Genomic DNA, 17,470 nt, shown 5'->3' with positions numbered 1-17,470 from the left:
CGATGAGTACGCTAAGTGCAGCATTCTCCATTCTTCAAGAGCTGGAGCGTACGCTTGAGGCCGTTAAGCCAAGCGAGATCGAGGCGTTAACGAAGCGGATAACGGAAGCGAATAACATATTTGTAGCCGGAGCCGGACGCTCCGGGCTGATGATGCGGGCATTTGCCATGCGCTTGATGCATATGGGATTTCGCGTTTTCGTCGTAGGCGAGACCGTTACGCCGGGCATTGCGGAAGGGGATCTGCTGCTCATCGGCTCGGGCTCCGGCGAGACCAAAACGCTGGCAACCATGGCCGCCAAAGCCCTAAGCATTGGCGCGGCCGTAGGCGTGGTCACCATTGTTCCGGAATCAACCTTAGGCAGCTTGGCCACAACCAAGGCCATAATCCCCGCGGTAACAAAAGACAGCACGGCGGGAGAAGGCTCCAGCCAGCCGATGGGAACCCTGTTCGAGCAAAGCCTGTTGCTTCTGCTCGATACCATCGTGCTGAACCTGATGGAGCTGCAGGAGCTGCAGGGCGCAGCCATGTACGGCAATCACGCGAATCTGGAATAATTAGAAAAGTATTCTTTCGGTTAACCACAAGCCGCCTAATAAAAAAGCTACCGCTGAACAAAAATGGACTACTCCCACAGAATATTTCCATTTCTGAATCAAGAGGAGAAGCGGCAACAAGACTGCCAGAATTCCCAGCTGAGCGATTTCTATTCCTAAATTGAAACTAAATATATTAAAAGCTAAATCATTTTTCGCCAGATGCATCCCTTTTAATAAATCGGCAAACCCCATTCCGTGAATTAACCCGAAAACAAAAGTAATCATCCAGCGATTTCTCACATTCTTTTTGAAAATATTCTCAATCGCGACATAGCAAATACTAAGGGCAATCGCCGGTTCGACAATCATGGCCGGTACGTTAATGATGTCAAGCACCGTTAAAGTCAAGGTTAAGCAGTGTGCGACGGTAAACGCCGTAATAACCGCCGCATATTGTTTAATCGTTTGCCTTGCAATTAACAACGAAAAGATAAATAACAAATGATCATAGCCGGTCAATATATGCTCCATGCCTAGTCTCAAAAACGAAAAGAACGCCGAAATCATCTGATGGACCCTCCTGATGAGCCATTAGTTTTTTTGGAGAAAACATAACTAGAGCTGGCATTAATGATTAGAACCGCAATAACCGAGCCCCACATCAACCATAGGAACAGCCTTGTCAGCGGATCTGCATATACTTCGATTAACGCGTTAATACGGGTCCGCCTTCCACTGTAAATCGTGAAATAATAAGCCATAAACGACGCGGCCGCCAAATTTAACCCACTCATGGCAATATAAGCTACTCGGCCTGATTTTACGAAGTATGGGGCAAACAGCTTTGTTACGATCAGGAAAACAACAGATAAGCCGAACAGCCAGCAGAAAAACTGAATGTTCGTTTGCGGTTCCCGCTTAATAATCAAGGTGAACATAGGACCAAGCGTAACGACGGCAAGCAGCTGCAGCGGCCTGACTAGCTGCCTTGCATGGCTGTGAAAATGAACATGCCGCCAAAATCGAAGCGAAATTAACGATATTACTACAACGAAAGCATACAGAAGAGCAGCCACAAACGCATACAGCATGTTCCGCTGTTTAATAATGCCGCTTTTTTTCAACGTATAATTAAAATCTTCACCTGAGTCATTAAGCGTAATTGCCTGATCAACCGCCCAGATCGCCTTGCTGTAACGATGCTGCTTTACGAGAATGTCGGCATACAACTGCAGGGCTGAAGCCTGATCCTCACTTGATAGGCTGGAGCTGGCCTTGCCGAAGTAGTCCATGTATTGTTCCACATGCTCTCTTGCTTCCTGGTAGTTGGCGGCTTCGAAATACTTGTTCGCGAGGAAGATATGCATGTCGGGTGCAAGCTCCGCATCCTCATGCTGCGATAGAATCGCCTCCACTTCCTCCAATTTATCCTGCGTAGACCGATGATCGTCTTCCAACTGAATGCTTCTAAAGCGCTGCATGATCGGCCATTCGGATCGTCTTTCCTTGAGATACGTTATTCTGTCCTGAAATTCACTAGAGAAAATCCCGCTCGGGAAGTGGCTCAGATACTGCTCGTAAACATGCAGCGCCTTCTCAAAATCAAACAAGTAATCGTCGTAAATATGAGTTAACTGCTTGTACACCATTTCATTGTTGAGGTCAGGTTCCTTTGCCAGCAGCTCTTCCAGCTTTATGGCCGCCTGCAAATAATCCTTCGCCGCAAAATATTGGTTCGATTTATTACTGTAGTCCCGTACGACATCTTCGGAGCTGCCTTGAGCCATACCGACACCGGAAAATGTAACGAAGGCCATAATAATCATCAGAAGTGATGCAAGTAGCTTCTTCATGAGGTTCTCTTCTTCCTATTCTTAGAATGGTACAAGTTGCAAGTTGAATATCCGATCGACGAACCAAAGGAATCCAACAATAAAAATGACGGAGGAAGCTGCAACGGTAATGGTTCGAAGAGAGAACTTTTTCTTTAACACATAGAGAAGAGGAAGCGTAATTAGCAGAATCATCAGCTGTCCAAACTCTACGCCGACGTTAAACGAAACGACGGATTGAACAAGATTCGATTTGTCCGCGACATATTCCTGAAGAACGCTGGCAAAGCCAAAGCCGTGCACCAGCCCGAACATAAAGGTAACCAGCCACCGATAATTGATCTGCTTGATGAACAGGTTTTCCATCGCGATATAACAGATGGATAAGGCAATAACACTTTCGACAAACCTGGAGTTGAGATTGATAATATCTAAGGCCGCCAGCAGCAACGTAATACTGTGCGCCACCGTAAACGCCGTAATAATTTTCAGAGCCTCTTTAGCCGTTAGACCAATCACAATAAGAGCCAGCAAGAAGGCGATATGATCATACCCGGTTAAAATATGCTTGATTCCAAGTACGAAATAGGTAGAGATTTCAGATAAAAAGGCGGCGGATTTGTCGGAAAATTCCCATGTGGTATGGTTGGAATCGAATATATACTGCAAGTCCGGCTGAGTCTTATCGAAGACTCCTTGAACCGAATCGTCATCCGCATCGGTAAAATAGATATAGCCGATATTCACGTGCTGGCCTTTAGTCTCTTCATTTAATAGATGATAGTTAATTTTTACTTTGTTTTCTGTCCAATCAAAATCAACGTCATTGATTCTCAGCCAAATGACCCAGAATGTCCCTTCTCTCTTTAAATGGTCTACCTTTATCGGATATTCCCGGTCATTGATGGAAACAGCTAGCTTCTCGTCGATATACGGTTGAATAATGTCGTTTGTTATAACGCGAAGCTGGTCATCGTTCAGATTCTCAAGGTCATATCCAAGCTCCTTAATCCCCTTCAATTGTTGGAAAACTGCGGGGTCGAGCTCTATCGTGGACAATATTCGATCCTTGCCAAAAGCCCATTTCGATGCTCCGAGGTACATATCGTGTGCAAAAACGGGTGTAACTCCGGCAAGCAATAAGGCGATTCCGAGGATCATTGCCGCTAGTTTTCTGAATCCTTTTGTAAACATCACGATGCACTCATTTCTTCTTTATGTTAGGGTACGTCCACTTGTACCTATTAATCCTATGATATAGATGTGTACCGAACGTTAATTTCATATTAAAGTCTTGTAAAAGAGATAACGAATTCCTAATAGGCAATGGCGGCGAAAGGATAGGAACCCTGACGCCGCCATTTCAATACTTATGTTGCTGGTATAACTTTATACATCCGGATTAGAGGCTGCCTTACTGCTGCAGCAGCAGATAGAGACGATAGATCATTTGTGCCGTTTCCGCACGTGTAGCTTGACCGGTTGGATTCAGCGCCGAAGCGCTGCCTTGCACGATGCCTGCTTTAACCATGTCGGCAGCCGCATCAACCGCGTAAGACGAAATCTTCGATTTATCCTTAAAGCTATTCAGCTCTGCCGGATCGCCGCTCAAGGCAAGCTTGCCGGTCACTTCCATCGCACGGCTCATCAGAACCATCATGTCCTGACGCGTTATGAACGCGCGCGGATTGAACTCGTTGTCGCCCATTCCGTTGGCAATGCCAAGCGCCTTAACGACACCAAGAGCATTATAATAATAGTCGCTCGATTTCACGTCGCTGAAGTTGGACGTTACGTCAGCCTTCAGGTCCAGCATGCGAACGAGCATTACCATGAAATCGGCACGCGTAATTTGCTTGCCTGGTTCGAAGGTTGTGGATGACGTGCCGTTAATAATGCCTTTATCGGCAAGCACGGCAATTGCGTCTTTTGCCCACTCATAATGCGAGTCTACGTCTTTGAACGGATTAGCCGGAATAACCGGAGTTCCGCCGCCATTGCTTGGTGTACCACCACCTGGTGTACCGCCGCCTGGTGTACCGCCGCCTGGTGTACCGCCGCCTGGTGTACCACCGCCTGGTGTACCGCCGCCTGGTGTGCCGCCGCCTGGATTTGTCGTATCATCTGTTGTATAAACAACATAGAGATGAGCAACTTGATCTTCATTGCTTCCTGCGCCTTCAAAGGACTCAGCCGTTCTTGTACCTTTACCGGTGAGAAGGAATGTAAGAGCGTTCCCTTCCTTCCAGTCGTCCTTATTTACGATTTGCTGAACCAAGGACGACAGGTTAGGCGTTTGCTGATCCGGACCGGATTCATGCTCTACTGTCCACTGTGGAATATCCTTCCAGCTTACAAAGTTTTCCGACTTCTCACGTAACGAAATATTGCCCGGTTGATCCTGACGCGAATTGGCAACGTCCTCCACATAAATGCTCACGTCAAACGGATCTTTGTTTTTCTCCGGCGTCGTCTCATCAACGGAGAACTGAACATAGGCGTCAACAATCTTAGCCCCTTTAGGAAGATTCAGGCCGGCAAACCGAAGTCCGATCTGCTGCACGCTATCTTCCTGTACAATTTCCAGGTCGGAGCTATCCATATCAAGCGAACCGTCTGCACGTTCTTCCATATCGTCATATGGCGTCTTGATTGGCGAGATGAGCAGGTGGGCATTTCCACTTGGCAATGCGCCAATCATAATGGATACTTTGTTACTCTTAACCGTTTTTCCGTCAAAAGTCACTTCCGCCTCAATCGATACGGACGTAGCGCGAAGCGGTTTATTTTTCACTGTAACGACGCCGTCAGCAGAGATCGCTACGATATCATCGGCGCTGGAAGTGTATTTGACCTCGGCCGAAGAAAGATCCATGGCCGCTCCCAAATTGTCCTTCGCCGTTAAGCTCAGCTTAGCGGAAGAGCTCGCATCGCCGGTCAACGTATCATGATCCGATGCTAGCGTTACTTCTGCCAGCCCGTCCGGATTTTTGACATTGATCGTTACCGTATTGGATTTCACAATCTCGCCTGCGTTATAGATCTCAGCCCAAACCTGAACCGCTTCGTTAAACACGGGTTTCTTCTTAACGGTCACTGTTCCGTCCGAAGTAATGGAAACCAAATCCGGTTTATCCGTTTTGTAGCTCAGATTGGCATTCGACAGATCCACATTGGCATCATGGCTGTCAACAGCCGTCAGACCAAGCTTAACGCTGCTGTCCGAAACGTCCGTTTGCAGCGTATCTTTATCCGCAGTAAGAGTTGCCTTGGCAATATCCAGAGCTTCCTGCGGGGTGTTGTGAACCGTGATGGTTTCGATTTCCGTGCCGTCAATCCGTTTGGAAGTGACTTTCATCGTATCGCCTTCTACATCGAACAAGGTCAAGAAGTACGACTTATCGGCCTTGACGATATTCGGCCAGCTTGGGTCTACATCGTACGATGGAGCGCCGCCGCCGCCGGAAGTTAGGTATTCGATCCCGTCAACCTCAGCGCGGGCATAGTTATGATTGTGACCGTTCAGATACAATGGCACCCCGAATTTTATCAGGAGTGGGTGGATGTATTTTTGGACATCGGTATTGTTCTCGTGAGTACCGGCACCCCATGCCGGCTGATGGCCCATTACGATTTTCCACGGCTTGTCCGTAGAGGCAAGATCGTGTTCCAGCCAGTTATACTGCGCCGAGCCTTCCTTAAAGTCCGCATATTCGTCGATTACCGAAACATGGACCGGACCATAATCGAAGGACCAGTAGAAGTCATTCACATACGGATACGGGTAATACTTTTCATAAACGGAGCCAACACCCTCATGGTTGCCCCTTGCCCCCATCATTGGCACTTCGGTTTGGAGAGCATGCATCTGTGGATAGGTTGATTCCGGCACGAAATATTGAGCGGTCCAGTTGCTCTCGGAGTCGCTTGAAGCAATATCCCCGCTATTCAAGAGAATCGATTGATAGGCTGGATCTTCGGCATACGCCTTCCGAGCCAGGTCGGCTACCTGATCCTGAAAAGCGGGTTGAGTGCGGCTGTCGCCGTAAGAGAGAAACTTCACGGAAGTAGCGTCAGCCGCGGGAGCGGCCACGAAAGAACCTGCTTGACCATCTACCTCATAGTAATACTTCGTACCAGGCTGCAGCCCGGTGATCGTGAACTTGTGCTGGTTGTCGTTACCGTACGTTTCCACGGACTGTTCTCCTAATGAATAAGAGGTATCCGTCCCCCACTTGATCGTATTCGGCTGGTTATCGCTCGTCTGCCACATAACGCTCATCGAGCTGTTTTGTCCCTCGAACAACAAATAAGGCCCCTTGATAATCGTGCTGTCAGCCGAAACGTTGTAAGCACCGATCGTAAACAGAACCGTACATACAAATAGAGCCAAGGTCAAACCTTTCCACTTGGCCTTTAACTTCACCTTCACTTTGTCATCCCCTTTTTGTCATTAGCAGCCGGAACGATAGAATCCTGTTCGGTCTTTTCCATATTCCAGTCAAAACCTATCATCTTCCTCCTTACCTTGCTGATATCGGACACACCACTGCTATTATGCTGACGTTCCCTGCGTACCACGAAAAGGATTGCGGAAATCACAGATATTCCCGTTAGCCAACTGCCAAAATTATTATACTAGTAAAGTATTGATATAAAATTTAAGATAATATTAATTTTAAAGTAAACCATTTTTAACCATCGAATTTTCCGCTCAATCACACGCATTTACAATTTCGTAAACTAGCAATAACATTCCTCTGACACTACTTTTCTACAATTATCGACATCCCTAATATGAAAGAGATGAACGGACGATGAAATCCATGTTCAGCGCAAAAGATTTGGCGGTTACGCAAGCAAGCGTAGCCGCACTGCTTTTTTTATCGATACCTTTGTTTAATATCATCGGACTCAGCAACCATAAGCTGGAGGCCGTCCTGCACGGATTAGGAGCGACCATCACCGTGATCATGAGCTGTCAAGCCCTTCACCTGACCTACCCCATGCTGCGGGGCAAGAAGGGAGCCGCGGTCAATCTGGAATGGGTGCTTTGGCTCACGAGCCTATTGGTTCTGGTAACAATCGCGCTAGGCAACTGGCTCTACATTCCTTACCGGGGACCGGACGGTCCCCAGCAGTGGTTAATGTACCATAGCCCCGAGGTACATCTAATCGTGATGGAATATAAAGAATTCGTCTCGCTATACCCGCTCCCTTTAGGAATCGCGGCTGCCTTTTTACTGCGCCGGTTCCGGCATACGCTCACGGCGGGCTCGGCGCTTAGCGGAATCATCGCTTTACTGGTCACTTTATTCTGGATTTGTTTATTAATCGGATTTGCGTGCGGAATCGGCATGACGAAACTGAAAATGGTGTGATTTCAACGCAGTCGATAGGAGAGAGAAAAAGTGAAAGAATCAAAACATCGAAAAACGGGCGAGGTCGCCGCCATTCTGCTTTCGGTATGGCTTGGCATCGCAGCGACAACTCTCAGCCACTTATGGAGCTATTACAATCCGCTGCAGGCTAATCCCATTTTGCTCAAGTTGGGTTCCTGGATCCCTTCTTGGTGGGCCATTGGCCCTTACACCGGCAAGGAAACGGCGGGACTCGTCGTCTGGCTCTGCACATGGACAATACTGCATTGGACGCTCGGACGGAAAGAGGTCAATCTAAAGCCTTGGACAATCGGATTTCTGATTGCTTTTATTGCCAATCTGATTATTCTCTGGCCAACCGTTTACCATACGATCCTGTGGTGGCCCACCCTGCCGAATACATTGCCGGGGGGAGAGGGTTAAACTATGGCTTTCTTATACAAATTTAAGCTGTCATTATCGCTGCTTGTGCTGATTGGTATTCTGTTTGGCTCATTCTCTTGGACAAAAGTGCCAATGGAAGGTTTCAAGTCAAACGCAGCTTCCCCAACCTCGTTCCGGTTTGGGTATTTCAGCCAGCAGGAAGGGGATTTCGGGGAGTGGATCAAGCAATTCCGGGACATTACGTTTTTTGCCGCGTCGAATCAATTGCTGCAGAAGCATCCGGAAGCACAGTCGTTTCAGCTTTACCCGATCTATGACGGTTCCGCAACGGAACAGAGCTTTAGCCAGGCTTATCCGCATGTGCCTAAAGAGACGCTCTCGGGTTATGGGAAATCGGTCTACTCGATTACGCAAGGAACCGCAAGACTCTTCTTCCTCAATGCCGATCGTTTACAAGATGCGGGAGACGGACAATTGGAATGGATCCGCAAGACGATCAATGGCAACAAGCAAACGTTCGCTTTTGCCTGGCTGAGCGAAGATCCGAAGCTTCCCGAGGTCTGGAAAACGTTCAGGGAAGCAGGAATAAGCGCGGTATTCATCCGCAATTCCGTCTACGTGCTTGATTTAGCCGTCACTCAAGCGCCTTCCCAATATCAATCTTCCGAATATGAGAACTGGAAAGTATGGGACTTGACCAAGCTGAAGGATACGCCTGTCGTTACCGTTCTGGAGGCGCACGGTAACGCGCTGACCGTGAAAGCGGAGAAAGAACAGGGACAGGTCCTGGATCAGCTTGAATTGAATGCCGACAATCTGGCTTCGTGGGATCTTTCGACCTTACAGGAGAAACAGGACATCTCCCTCGTAGGCATTCAATCCTTGTGGCACTATCATGCGGGTGACGATTCAATCAAATCCGCTTTACCGGAAGGGGTGGACTTGGTGGGAGAAGGTCCTATTATTGAGACCTCCCACACGGACCCGGTTCCCTTGCCGGCATACGATTGGCGCAGTCCGGAATACGACGATTCCGGATGGAAGACCGGCAGGGCTCCTTTGGGCTACACGAATAACAAAGAGCGGCAGTCTTATATTCAAACCGGTCTGGTGGCCGGCTTGACTCCGACCTATTATTTCCGCAAGTCGTTTGATTTGAATAATGATCCGAAGACATTGTCGGGGTTATTTTTGCATATCGCCTATGAGGACGGATACGTTGTTTATCTCAACGGCCAGGAAGTCTCTCGGGACGCCATTCTGACCGGGGTTCTAACCAATTCCTCTCTCGCAATTGCGAATGAATTTACTTTCTATCGCAGAATTGATCTAAAAGCCCATTTGAACAAGCTTGTAAAGGGGACTAATGTCATTGCCGTAGAGGTACACCGCGGCCATCCCGGAGCGCCCAATTTGTTGTTTGACCTCGACCTGTCTGTCGAAACCAAGGGGGAGGAACGTTAGATCATGCGGACAAACCTGCAGACCAGCATTAGAAAACGAGCAAGGAGCGGCATTACGTCATGCATGGTAATCGTTTTACTTGTCTTGATGCTGACAGGATGTGTCCAAGCTCCAAAAAGCTCGATTCCGATTGCCGACATTACCTTTACGAACAACCATCTGATTGTGCAAAACGAAACCGGATTCGTATGGTTTAATGCAAAAATAACGATTGATCACAAATTCACTTATGTCGCGCCGATGATGACTGCCGGCAAATCAAGCGTCCCGCTAGCAAACTTTCTTGACGATCAGGGTCATAGTTACAAGCGTGGACGGTGGAGCATCCGCAATCTGACGATTGATGTGACCGACACGTTAGGCGCTAAAAGGCATCTTAGTTGGTAAATTCGGAAAAATTGCAACCTAATAATGGAATAGCGCAAAAAAGCTGTTGAGAACCCTCAACAGCTTTTATTTTCGTTCAACCCTCACGTAAAATCTGAAATTGGGCTACAATGTTCTGGAGGCTTGTTCCAGAAGGCTGGCCAGGAGACCGTAATCGGGTGTATCCTCTTTACGGATTTTTAGCCGCTCCTTTCACTTTTTCATGAAATCCAATTCTTTTGCATACAGCCCCAATGCATTCCCCTTCTCAAGCCGCAAAATATGCTTCTCGCCATCGTCGGCCAATGCCCTGAACTGGTTGATGGTTTCCCTCATTTTCGGAAGCGCCTGCTGTTTGTACGAGCTGATCGAATCAAACGCGGACAGCACGTCCGCAAACGCTTGCTTCAACGTATCGACCGAGACCGTGGCTTCAATGGCTTGCTGTTGAATGGCGACTCCTTGGTCCTTAAGCATCCGGGAAGTGCCGGCGATAAGGTTCGTCGTGGTTTGATTCAACAGCTCGATTTTCTTGAGAACGATGCCTTGATTATACAAGGCGCTCGCCACCGTAACGGCTAATTTCAAGGCAGAGATCGTGACCGTCTTCGCCCGGTCTACGCCGCGAATGAGCTCCTTGTTATTGCGGATGACGACCTCGTACGCCAAGATTCCCTGCTGGTTAACGACCAGCATTTGCTGCAAATCCATGACGCGCTGGCGCATCGGGAACAGGATTTCCTCCGTTATGAACCGAATCCTCTCCGAGTCTTCGCCGCGGCTTTTGGCTGCTTCGATTTGGGCTTCGATGGATTCGTCCATAAGCATCCCAAGCTGAATTTCCTTTTTGAGCGTTTTGGTTAGCTTTCGGATTTCATGCTGTTCGAGCTCCAGCGTCGTGAGGAAGAAAGCATCATTAAACCGGTTTAATAAAACCTTGTTTCACCATCGTTAGACCTAAGCAAGCTGCACCCTCGTTTCACGCAACTCAACAGACGTCCATCCATATGCTTACAGAAATTTTTCTTCTCCCATCAGCAGTAATCTATATTTTTTATTGAAAACGCTTTAATTTGTATAGTTCCAGCTGTGCTAAGATGGGTTTATACACCACGAAACGGAGGTTTTGCTACAATGACGGCTTTGGAAAAAGGAGCTTATTATAACGGGGAATACCGGAATGTGTTCAAAGAACTGGGATATACCGAGGCAGCTATACAAGAGAAGCTGGAAACCGCGTGGTCGGATCTGCTAAACGGAGACCCCGATGTCCGAATCTATTATCCGATGGGGGAAGACAAGGGCTATTTTCTCGATACCGGCAATGAGGATGCCCGTTCCGAGGGCATGTCCTACGGCATGATGATGGCCGTCCAAATGAATGATAAGGAAACGTTCGACCGGCTTTGGAACTTCTCGGTCACTTATATGCAGCATACAGAGGGGCGCTACAAAGACTATTTCGCCTGGCACTGCAAAACGGACGGGACACGATTGTCGCAAGGGCCTGCCCCCGACGGCGAGGAGTTTTTTGCCTTGGCGCTGTTCTTTGCCGCCAACCGCTGGGGTGATGGACCGGAGCCTTACAATTACTCGGAGCAGGCTAAACGGATTTTGCGGGCTTGCGTCCATCAGGGTGAAGACGGCAATGGCGGCAGTCCGATGTGGGAGCCTTCAAACAAGCTGATCAAGTTTGTGCCGGAGTCGCCGTTTAGTGATCCTTCCTACCATCTCCCTCATTTCTACGAATTGTTCGCCTTATGGGCCGATGAAGAGGACAGACCCTTTTGGAGAGAAGCCGCGGCCGCAAGCCGGACTTACCTGCATACGGCCTGTCATCCCGAAACGGGTTTGTCGCCCGAATACGCGAACTATGACGGGACGCCGGCCGAGGTACAGCGTCATGGAGACTTCCGTCATTTCTACAGCGATGCTTACCGCGTAGCAGCCAATATCGGACTCGATTGGGCATGGTTCCGGCAGGATCCTTGGCAGGTAGAGCAGTCGAACCGGATACAGGCGTTTTTCCGTCCAATCGAGGTTGCCGATTACAGACGTTATACCATTGACGGACAACCTTTCGATGAACCGGCGCTTCATCCTATCGGATTGCTTGCGACCAATTCCATGGCTTCACTGGCGGCGGATGGCCCGGATGCCGCGCATTTTGTTGAGCAGTTCTGGAACACCCCGCTTCGCACCGGCGTGCGCCGTTATTACGATAACTGCCTTTATTTCTTCAGCTTGCTGGCGCTTAGCGGCAATTACCGGATTTATAAATAAAAATAAGGGGCACCCGGCTGCAACGAGATTCGCTCGCCGTTACGCCCTTCTGTTCTCTAACAGCATATTTTTAGCGCGAAAGGGGTACCCCATAAGTCATGAAAATGACAGTGGGATACCCCTTTTTATCTGGGCTAAACAGCAAACTACGCATTTAAATGCTCTTCCGACCGCCATTGTTCAGGGATTCCTTGAATCAACAAGGTAAGGCTGGAATCCCTTCACAAATAAAATGCTCCGTCTGCCTATCCTTGACCCGTTCATGAAATGCTCATTTATCCGTCAGCACCTTCATCCGCCCAGGAATGCCGCGGCTTCCAGCCGAGCACTCTCTCGGCTTCCTTATTGCTGACGATTGCCGTCCGCTCCGGGAACGGATCGCGCAGATCCTTTACATCGGGATAAAACCGCTCGATTAACTCCGCGGTAGGCCGGTCGCTCAGCGTATCGCAGCTTGTAATGTTGAGGCAGATTGCCCCTCTGTCTTCGACTTTCAGCGAAGCGATGCAGGCGCTGACGGCATCCCGAATGTCGATGTAGCTCCAGAAAATATTTTTGAATGCCTCCGGCTTGCTTATCGCAAGATGCTTGTAATCCTCCGGCTTCGTAATCATGGAGAAGCGGAGCGAGATCACCTGCATGCCGCTGCGACGGTCGAACATCGCGGCCGTCAGCTCGTTTACGATCTTCGATAAGCCATAGCATTCCTGCGGCTGCTGCGGATGCTCTTCGTCCACCGGAAGATAATCCGGCGAGAACGGGGTGGGCGCCCATGCAAATCCGTAAGAGGACTCGCTGGATCCAACAACAACCTTACGGATATTAAGCAATGAAGCCGCCTCGAGAATATTGTAGCCGGATACCACGTTATTAGAAAAAATATGCGGATACGGGTAACCAAGCGGAGCCGGAATGGCAGCCAGATGAATAACCGCATCGGCCCCATGGAGCGCGGAGACGACTTGTCCGAAATCATTCAAATCTACTTTAATTTGCCGGCACCTCAGCTCGTTGGAACGCTGCGTATCCAAGGAAACCACGCTATAACCCTCCTGCTGAAGCTCCTTGATCAGAGCCGAACCGAGCTTGCCGCTGCCGCCTGTTACTGCAATTGTTTTCATACGGATAACACTCCTATTAATGAAGAAATTATGGGCGTACCAGCGTGCCGTCCGCCTTGCGGTCCAGCTGATAAGGATTGAAATACACCGATTTATTCCAGCCTTCTCCGAGCAACTGCTGCGCCTTCAGCTCATCCAGCTCAATGCCGAGACCCGGCTTTTGCGACGGATACAGATAGCCGCCTTTCCGCTTGATATGCCCCTCGAAAGCATCCTTCTCTTCCGGCTTGAAATGGTTCACTTCCTGAATGCCGAAATTCCATATCGCCATATCGAGGTGAACGGCTGCCGCCTGATTGACGGGATCGTTTTCCCCGCCCTCCTGCCAAGCCGTACGTATTCCAAACGCTTCGGCTAAAGCGGCGATTTTGCGGCAGGCGCTTATGCCTCCCGCCTTGGATACGCGTACGCGGATAAAGTCGATCAGCTGCTCCTTGATCAGCTGCGTCCACTCCTGCGGATTCACGAACAGCTCGCCAACCGCCTGAGGAGTAGCGGATTGCTGACGCAAGTGACGATACCAGCCGATCTGCTCCGGCGCGATGGCATCCTCGAGGAAGAATAGGCTGTAAGGCTCAACCCGCTTCGCAAGCTGAATCGCATTCACCGGCGTCAGATGCTCATGCACGTCATGGGTGAACTGAACGCCCATGCCGAATTCATTCCGCAGCTGTTCGAACATATGCGGGATCGCATTTAAGTATGACTGCTCGTCAAACACCGGGCCGCTGCCCCATGACTGCTGTGGGATATTGGCCTTATCCCGGTCAATAAAGCCGCCTCCTCCATAACCGCCCATCTGTACGCGGATGACGGAGTAGCCTTCTTCCATAAACCGGTGCACATCCTCTTTCAGCTCGGCGATATCCTTGCCGCCGGCATGACCGTAACAGGGAACCGCTGCGCGGCAAGCACCGCCAAGCAGCTGGTAGACGGGAAGCCCCGCTTCCTTGCCTTTTATATCCCACAGCGCCATGTCGATGCCGCCGATTGCGGTATGCAGCAATGCGCCGTTTCTCCAATACCCGCTCATATACATCGTCTGCCACAAATCTTCTATATTCGCGGCATCCTTGCCGATTAATAGAGGGGCAAGCAATTGCTCGATAATTTGCACGACCGCTTCCGGATTATAGACATCGGATGCGGAGCCAAGCCCGTACAGCCCATCCTGGTCGGTCATTACTTTGACGATGGTCCAGGTCCCGTTTTTGCGGGTGCGAATACATTTGATTCCCGTTATTTTTGCCATTCGATTACCCTCCTCTTGTCGTGCTTCCCCCATTCTAGTCCGCTTTGGGCGTGCTCTAAATGAGACATCTTTAAACTTTCTGTCGCATTCTTAGCCTCTTTCGCTTGAGCTATGTCTAGGCGCCGGTTCTTGCGCTAGATTAGATATAGCCATGCTAGATGAAGTCACAGGAGGAATGGAAAATGGTTAACGCCAATGCGGCTTTGTACAAAAGGGCGGATGCTCCTATTGAGCAGCGCGTGGAGGATTTATTGGGGAGGATGACGTTGAAAGAGAAGGTCCGACAGCTGGATCAATATTTTGGCGCTTCGTTTATGAGCGCTACTCATCCGCATATGATTACCGTTATGGCCGACGATGCGGTCGTGAACTGGGACAAAGTAAAACAAGTGGTTGGCAAGGACGGCATTGGCTGTCTGCATGACTTATACGGCACGGCCGAGGCGAATAATCAGCTGCAGCGTTATGCGGTGGAAGAAACACGGCTTGGCATTCCGATCCTGTTCAGCGAAGAAGCGCTTCACGGCCTGCTGCGGCCGGGCTTTACGGTATATCCGCACGCGATCACTATGGCTTCCACCTGGAACCCGGAGATTATAAAAGAGATTGGCCGGCAGATCGCTGCCGAATCTCGCAGCGTCGGCATTCACGAGACGTTTGGACCGGTGCTGGATCTGGCCCGCGAGCCGCGCTGGGGACGCGTGGAAGAAACGTTTGGCGAGGATACCCATCTGGCGAGCCGCATGGCGGTTGCGATGATCAAAGGGCTTCAAGGCGATGACCTGTCTGCGAATACCAGCATCATTGCGGAGCCGAAGCATTTTGCCGTACACGGTATTCCGGAATCCGGACTGAACCATTCTCCCGCCTCAATCGGCCTTAACGATATGCATGCCTACCACCTTCCTGTCTTTGAAGCGGCTTTTGTGGAGGCTGGCGCGGTTAATGCGATGTGCTCTTATAATTCGATCGACGGCGTTCCTTGCTCCGCGGACTACAGCCTGCTGACGGAAGTGCTTCGAGGACAGTGGAATATGCCTGGTTTTGTCCGTTCCGACCTTGGAGCTATCGCCCGCCTGCAGCATGCCCATTTCACGGCTGATTCCGAGAAGGAAGCGATCCGCCAGGCGCTTGTTGCCGGTACGGATATGCAATATTATGACTATCCGCATGAGCTTTACCAGCAGTCTATAATGGAAATGGTAGAGCGCGGAGAGCTGGATTCGGCAGTTGTGGATCAAGCCGTCTCCCGCGTGCTCAAGGTAAAATTTATGCTTGGCTTGTTCGAGAACCCTTATGCCGATCCGGAGCTTTCCAAGCGGGTAATCCGCCGTTCCGAGCATGGACGGACGGCGCTTCAGACTGCGCGGGAAGGCATTGTATTGCTGAAAAATGAGGCTGAAGCTCTTCCGCTCAGCAAAACTTTGAGCAGCATTGCGATTATCGGACCTAGCGCGGCTGAAGTCCGGCTTGGCGACTACACGCCTTATATCGAAGGCTTTGAACCGGTTACTCTGCTCGAGGGCATTAAACGAGCCGTTTCTTCCGGGACGAAAGTGCTGTACGCCAAGGGTACGGGTATTCTGGCCGATGAGCTGGAAGCCATTCCGGCGGACTGCCTCCATGACGGCAGCGGCAATCCTGGACTCGTTGGCGAATACTTCAACAATCCGGAGCTGGAAGGCGAACCTGTGCTGAGCAAGCTGGATCGGAACATCAACTTCAACTGGGTGATTACGAAGCCGGATCAAAGCATTAACACGATGGGCTTTTCCGTCCGGTGGACAGGCAAGCTTGTTCCGAAGCATAGCTTCAGCGGTTATATCGGCACGATCAGTCAGGACAGCATGCGCTTCTGGCTGGACGGCGAGCTTGTTGCAGACGGCTGGGGCAAGGACAAGAGCGCCAAACGCAGCGTGGCGATCGAGCTGGAAGCCGGTCACGAATACGATATTCGCGTAGAATATTGCAAGGATACCAACGGCGTCGAAATCGTGCTCGGGTGGAATCACAACACGATTGGGATTCAAGATGCGGTAGCTGTCGCAGCTCAAGCCGATGTTGCGGTTATCGCGCTTGGCGATTCCGAGCGCACCTGCGGGGAAGGCATTGACCGGAACAGCCTGGAGCTGCCGGGCGACCAGCTTAAGCTTTTGAAGGCCGTATATGAGACGGGCACTCCCGTTATTCTGGTTCTCCAGAATGGACGTCCACTGACATTGGAATGGGAATCGGAGCATATTCCGGCTATTATCGAAGCCTGGTATCCGGGCGAGCAAGGCGGCAACGCCATTGCTGAAGTGCTGTTTGGCGATTACAACCCGGCTGGCCGTCTGCCAATCTCCTTCCCGCGGACAATCGGCCAAATTCCGGTCTATTATAACCGGCGCCGCGGCGGGCAAAAGCATTATGTCGGCGGCAATAACGAGCCGCTTTATACTTTTGGCCACGGCCTGAGCTACACCACCTTCCGCTATGATAATCTCCGCTTGGAGTCGGAGAAGATTGGTGTAGAGGATAGTATGGCCGTAACGTTCAACGTGACCAATACAGGAGACCGTGCCGGCGACGAGGTCGTTCAGCTCTATGTGAGCGACGTGTTCAGCTCCGTCGCGCGTCCGGAGAAAGAGCTGCGGCATTTCAAGCGGATCCGCCTACAAGCGGGAGAAACCGCAACCGTCACGTTCACGCTGACCCCGCGCGACCTCCGCGTCCTCGGCCGAGACCTGCAGTGGACCGTCGAGCCCGGCACCTTCCGCGCCTTAATCGGCCCAAGCTCCAGTAACATCGCCCTGGTGGGCGAGTTTGAGGTGAACTAAGCCATTCGCTTGCTGTAAGCCTCTTTTGC

General features: G+C 50.3%; 13 protein-coding genes and 1 pseudogene. 7 read left to right on the top strand and 7 right to left on the bottom strand.

Annotated elements, in window-relative coordinates; translation table 11 throughout:
• The first annotated feature begins 2 nt into the window (after nt 1-2).
• The gene (hxlB, locus tag CFI03_RS17135; RefSeq protein ID WP_248758160.1) at nt 3-557 is read left to right on the top strand and encodes a 6-phospho-3-hexuloisomerase; all 555 of its coding nucleotides are present in this window, start codon (nt 3-5) and stop codon (nt 555-557) included.
• Here the strand turns inward: hxlB and CFI03_RS17130 are convergent, their stop codons facing one another.
• The 4 genes from CFI03_RS17130 to CFI03_RS17115 all read right to left on the bottom strand — a co-directional run bounded on the left by CFI03_RS17130 (nt 558) and on the right by CFI03_RS17115 (nt 6,803).
• Nucleotides 558-1,106 carry a HupE/UreJ family protein gene (locus CFI03_RS17130; RefSeq protein WP_248758159.1) on the bottom strand — a complete coding sequence of 183 codons (549 nt, stop codon included), beginning with the start codon at nt 1,104-1,106 and terminating at the stop codon, nt 558-560.
• Nucleotides 1,103-2,392, bottom strand: coding sequence for a tetratricopeptide repeat protein (locus CFI03_RS17125; protein ID WP_248758158.1), 1,290 nt, complete (start codon nt 2,390-2,392; stop codon nt 1,103-1,105). The genes CFI03_RS17130 and CFI03_RS17125 overlap by 4 nt, the downstream gene beginning before the upstream one ends.
• 21 nt (nt 2,393-2,413) lie before the next feature.
• Nucleotides 2,414-3,565 (bottom strand): HupE/UreJ family protein, encoded by a 1,152-nt coding sequence (locus CFI03_RS17120; RefSeq protein WP_248758157.1) that lies wholly within the window; start codon nt 3,563-3,565, stop codon nt 2,414-2,416.
• 220 nt (nt 3,566-3,785) lie between these two features.
• Entirely contained in the window at nt 3,786-6,803 is a 3,018-nt protein-coding gene (locus tag CFI03_RS17115; RefSeq protein ID WP_248758156.1) for an S-layer homology domain-containing protein, read from the bottom strand.
• A gap of 385 nt (nt 6,804-7,188) precedes the next feature.
• Here CFI03_RS17115 and CFI03_RS17110 point away from each other — a divergent pair, with 385 nt between their 5' ends.
• Genes CFI03_RS17110 through CFI03_RS17095 form a run of 4 tightly spaced genes read left to right on the top strand, consistent with a single transcriptional unit; the run spans nt 7,189 to nt 9,987 of the window.
• On the top strand, nt 7,189-7,752 hold the full coding sequence (locus CFI03_RS17110) for a hypothetical protein (protein WP_248758155.1): 564 nt from the start codon (nt 7,189-7,191) through the stop codon (nt 7,750-7,752).
• A gap of 30 nt (nt 7,753-7,782) precedes the next feature.
• The gene (locus CFI03_RS17105) at nt 7,783-8,175 is read left to right on the top strand and encodes a hypothetical protein (RefSeq protein ID WP_248758154.1); all 393 of its coding nucleotides are present in this window, start codon (nt 7,783-7,785) and stop codon (nt 8,173-8,175) included.
• Between the two features lie 3 nt (nt 8,176-8,178).
• Nucleotides 8,179-9,600 (top strand): hypothetical protein, encoded by a 1,422-nt coding sequence (locus tag CFI03_RS17100; protein ID WP_248758153.1) that lies wholly within the window; start codon nt 8,179-8,181, stop codon nt 9,598-9,600.
• A gap of 3 nt (nt 9,601-9,603) precedes the next feature.
• Nucleotides 9,604-9,987, top strand: a complete 384-nt coding sequence (locus CFI03_RS17095; RefSeq protein WP_248758152.1) for a hypothetical protein — start codon at nt 9,604-9,606, stop codon at nt 9,985-9,987.
• A gap of 192 nt (nt 9,988-10,179) precedes the next feature.
• Here CFI03_RS17095 and CFI03_RS17090 read toward each other — a convergent pair.
• A pseudogene (locus CFI03_RS17090) lies at nt 10,180-10,866 on the bottom strand (toxic anion resistance protein); the annotation flags it as partial.
• Between the two features lie 234 nt (nt 10,867-11,100).
• Here CFI03_RS17090 and CFI03_RS17085 point away from each other — a divergent pair.
• A complete protein-coding gene (locus tag CFI03_RS17085; RefSeq protein WP_248758151.1) occupies nt 11,101-12,249 on the top strand; it encodes a family 8 glycosyl hydrolase in 1,149 nt (382 codons plus the stop codon).
• A 275-nt stretch (nt 12,250-12,524) separates the two neighbouring features.
• Here CFI03_RS17085 and CFI03_RS17080 read toward each other — a convergent pair whose 3' ends face one another.
• Together CFI03_RS17080 and CFI03_RS17075 are read right to left on the bottom strand one after the other, a co-directional pair.
• Nucleotides 12,525-13,370, bottom strand: coding sequence for an NAD-dependent epimerase/dehydratase family protein (locus tag CFI03_RS17080; RefSeq protein ID WP_248758150.1), 846 nt, complete (start codon nt 13,368-13,370; stop codon nt 12,525-12,527).
• 28 nt (nt 13,371-13,398) lie between these two features.
• The gene (locus tag CFI03_RS17075; RefSeq protein ID WP_248758149.1) at nt 13,399-14,622 is read right to left on the bottom strand and encodes an enolase C-terminal domain-like protein; all 1,224 of its coding nucleotides are present in this window, start codon (nt 14,620-14,622) and stop codon (nt 13,399-13,401) included.
• A gap of 182 nt (nt 14,623-14,804) precedes the next feature.
• Here CFI03_RS17075 and CFI03_RS17070 point away from each other — a divergent pair, with 182 nt between their 5' ends.
• On the top strand, nt 14,805-17,441 hold the full coding sequence (locus CFI03_RS17070; protein ID WP_248758148.1) for a glycoside hydrolase family 3 protein: 2,637 nt from the start codon (nt 14,805-14,807) through the stop codon (nt 17,439-17,441).
• The last annotated feature ends 29 nt before the right edge of the window (nt 17,442-17,470 follow it).

The sequence above is a fragment of the Paenibacillus sp. ATY16 genome, assembly GCF_003399985.2.
Lineage (GTDB): Bacteria > Bacillota > Bacilli > Paenibacillales > Paenibacillaceae > Pristimantibacillus > Pristimantibacillus glycanilyticus.
Note: the sequence above shows the minus strand (reverse complement) of the source record. Positions and strands in the feature narration are given on the sequence as shown.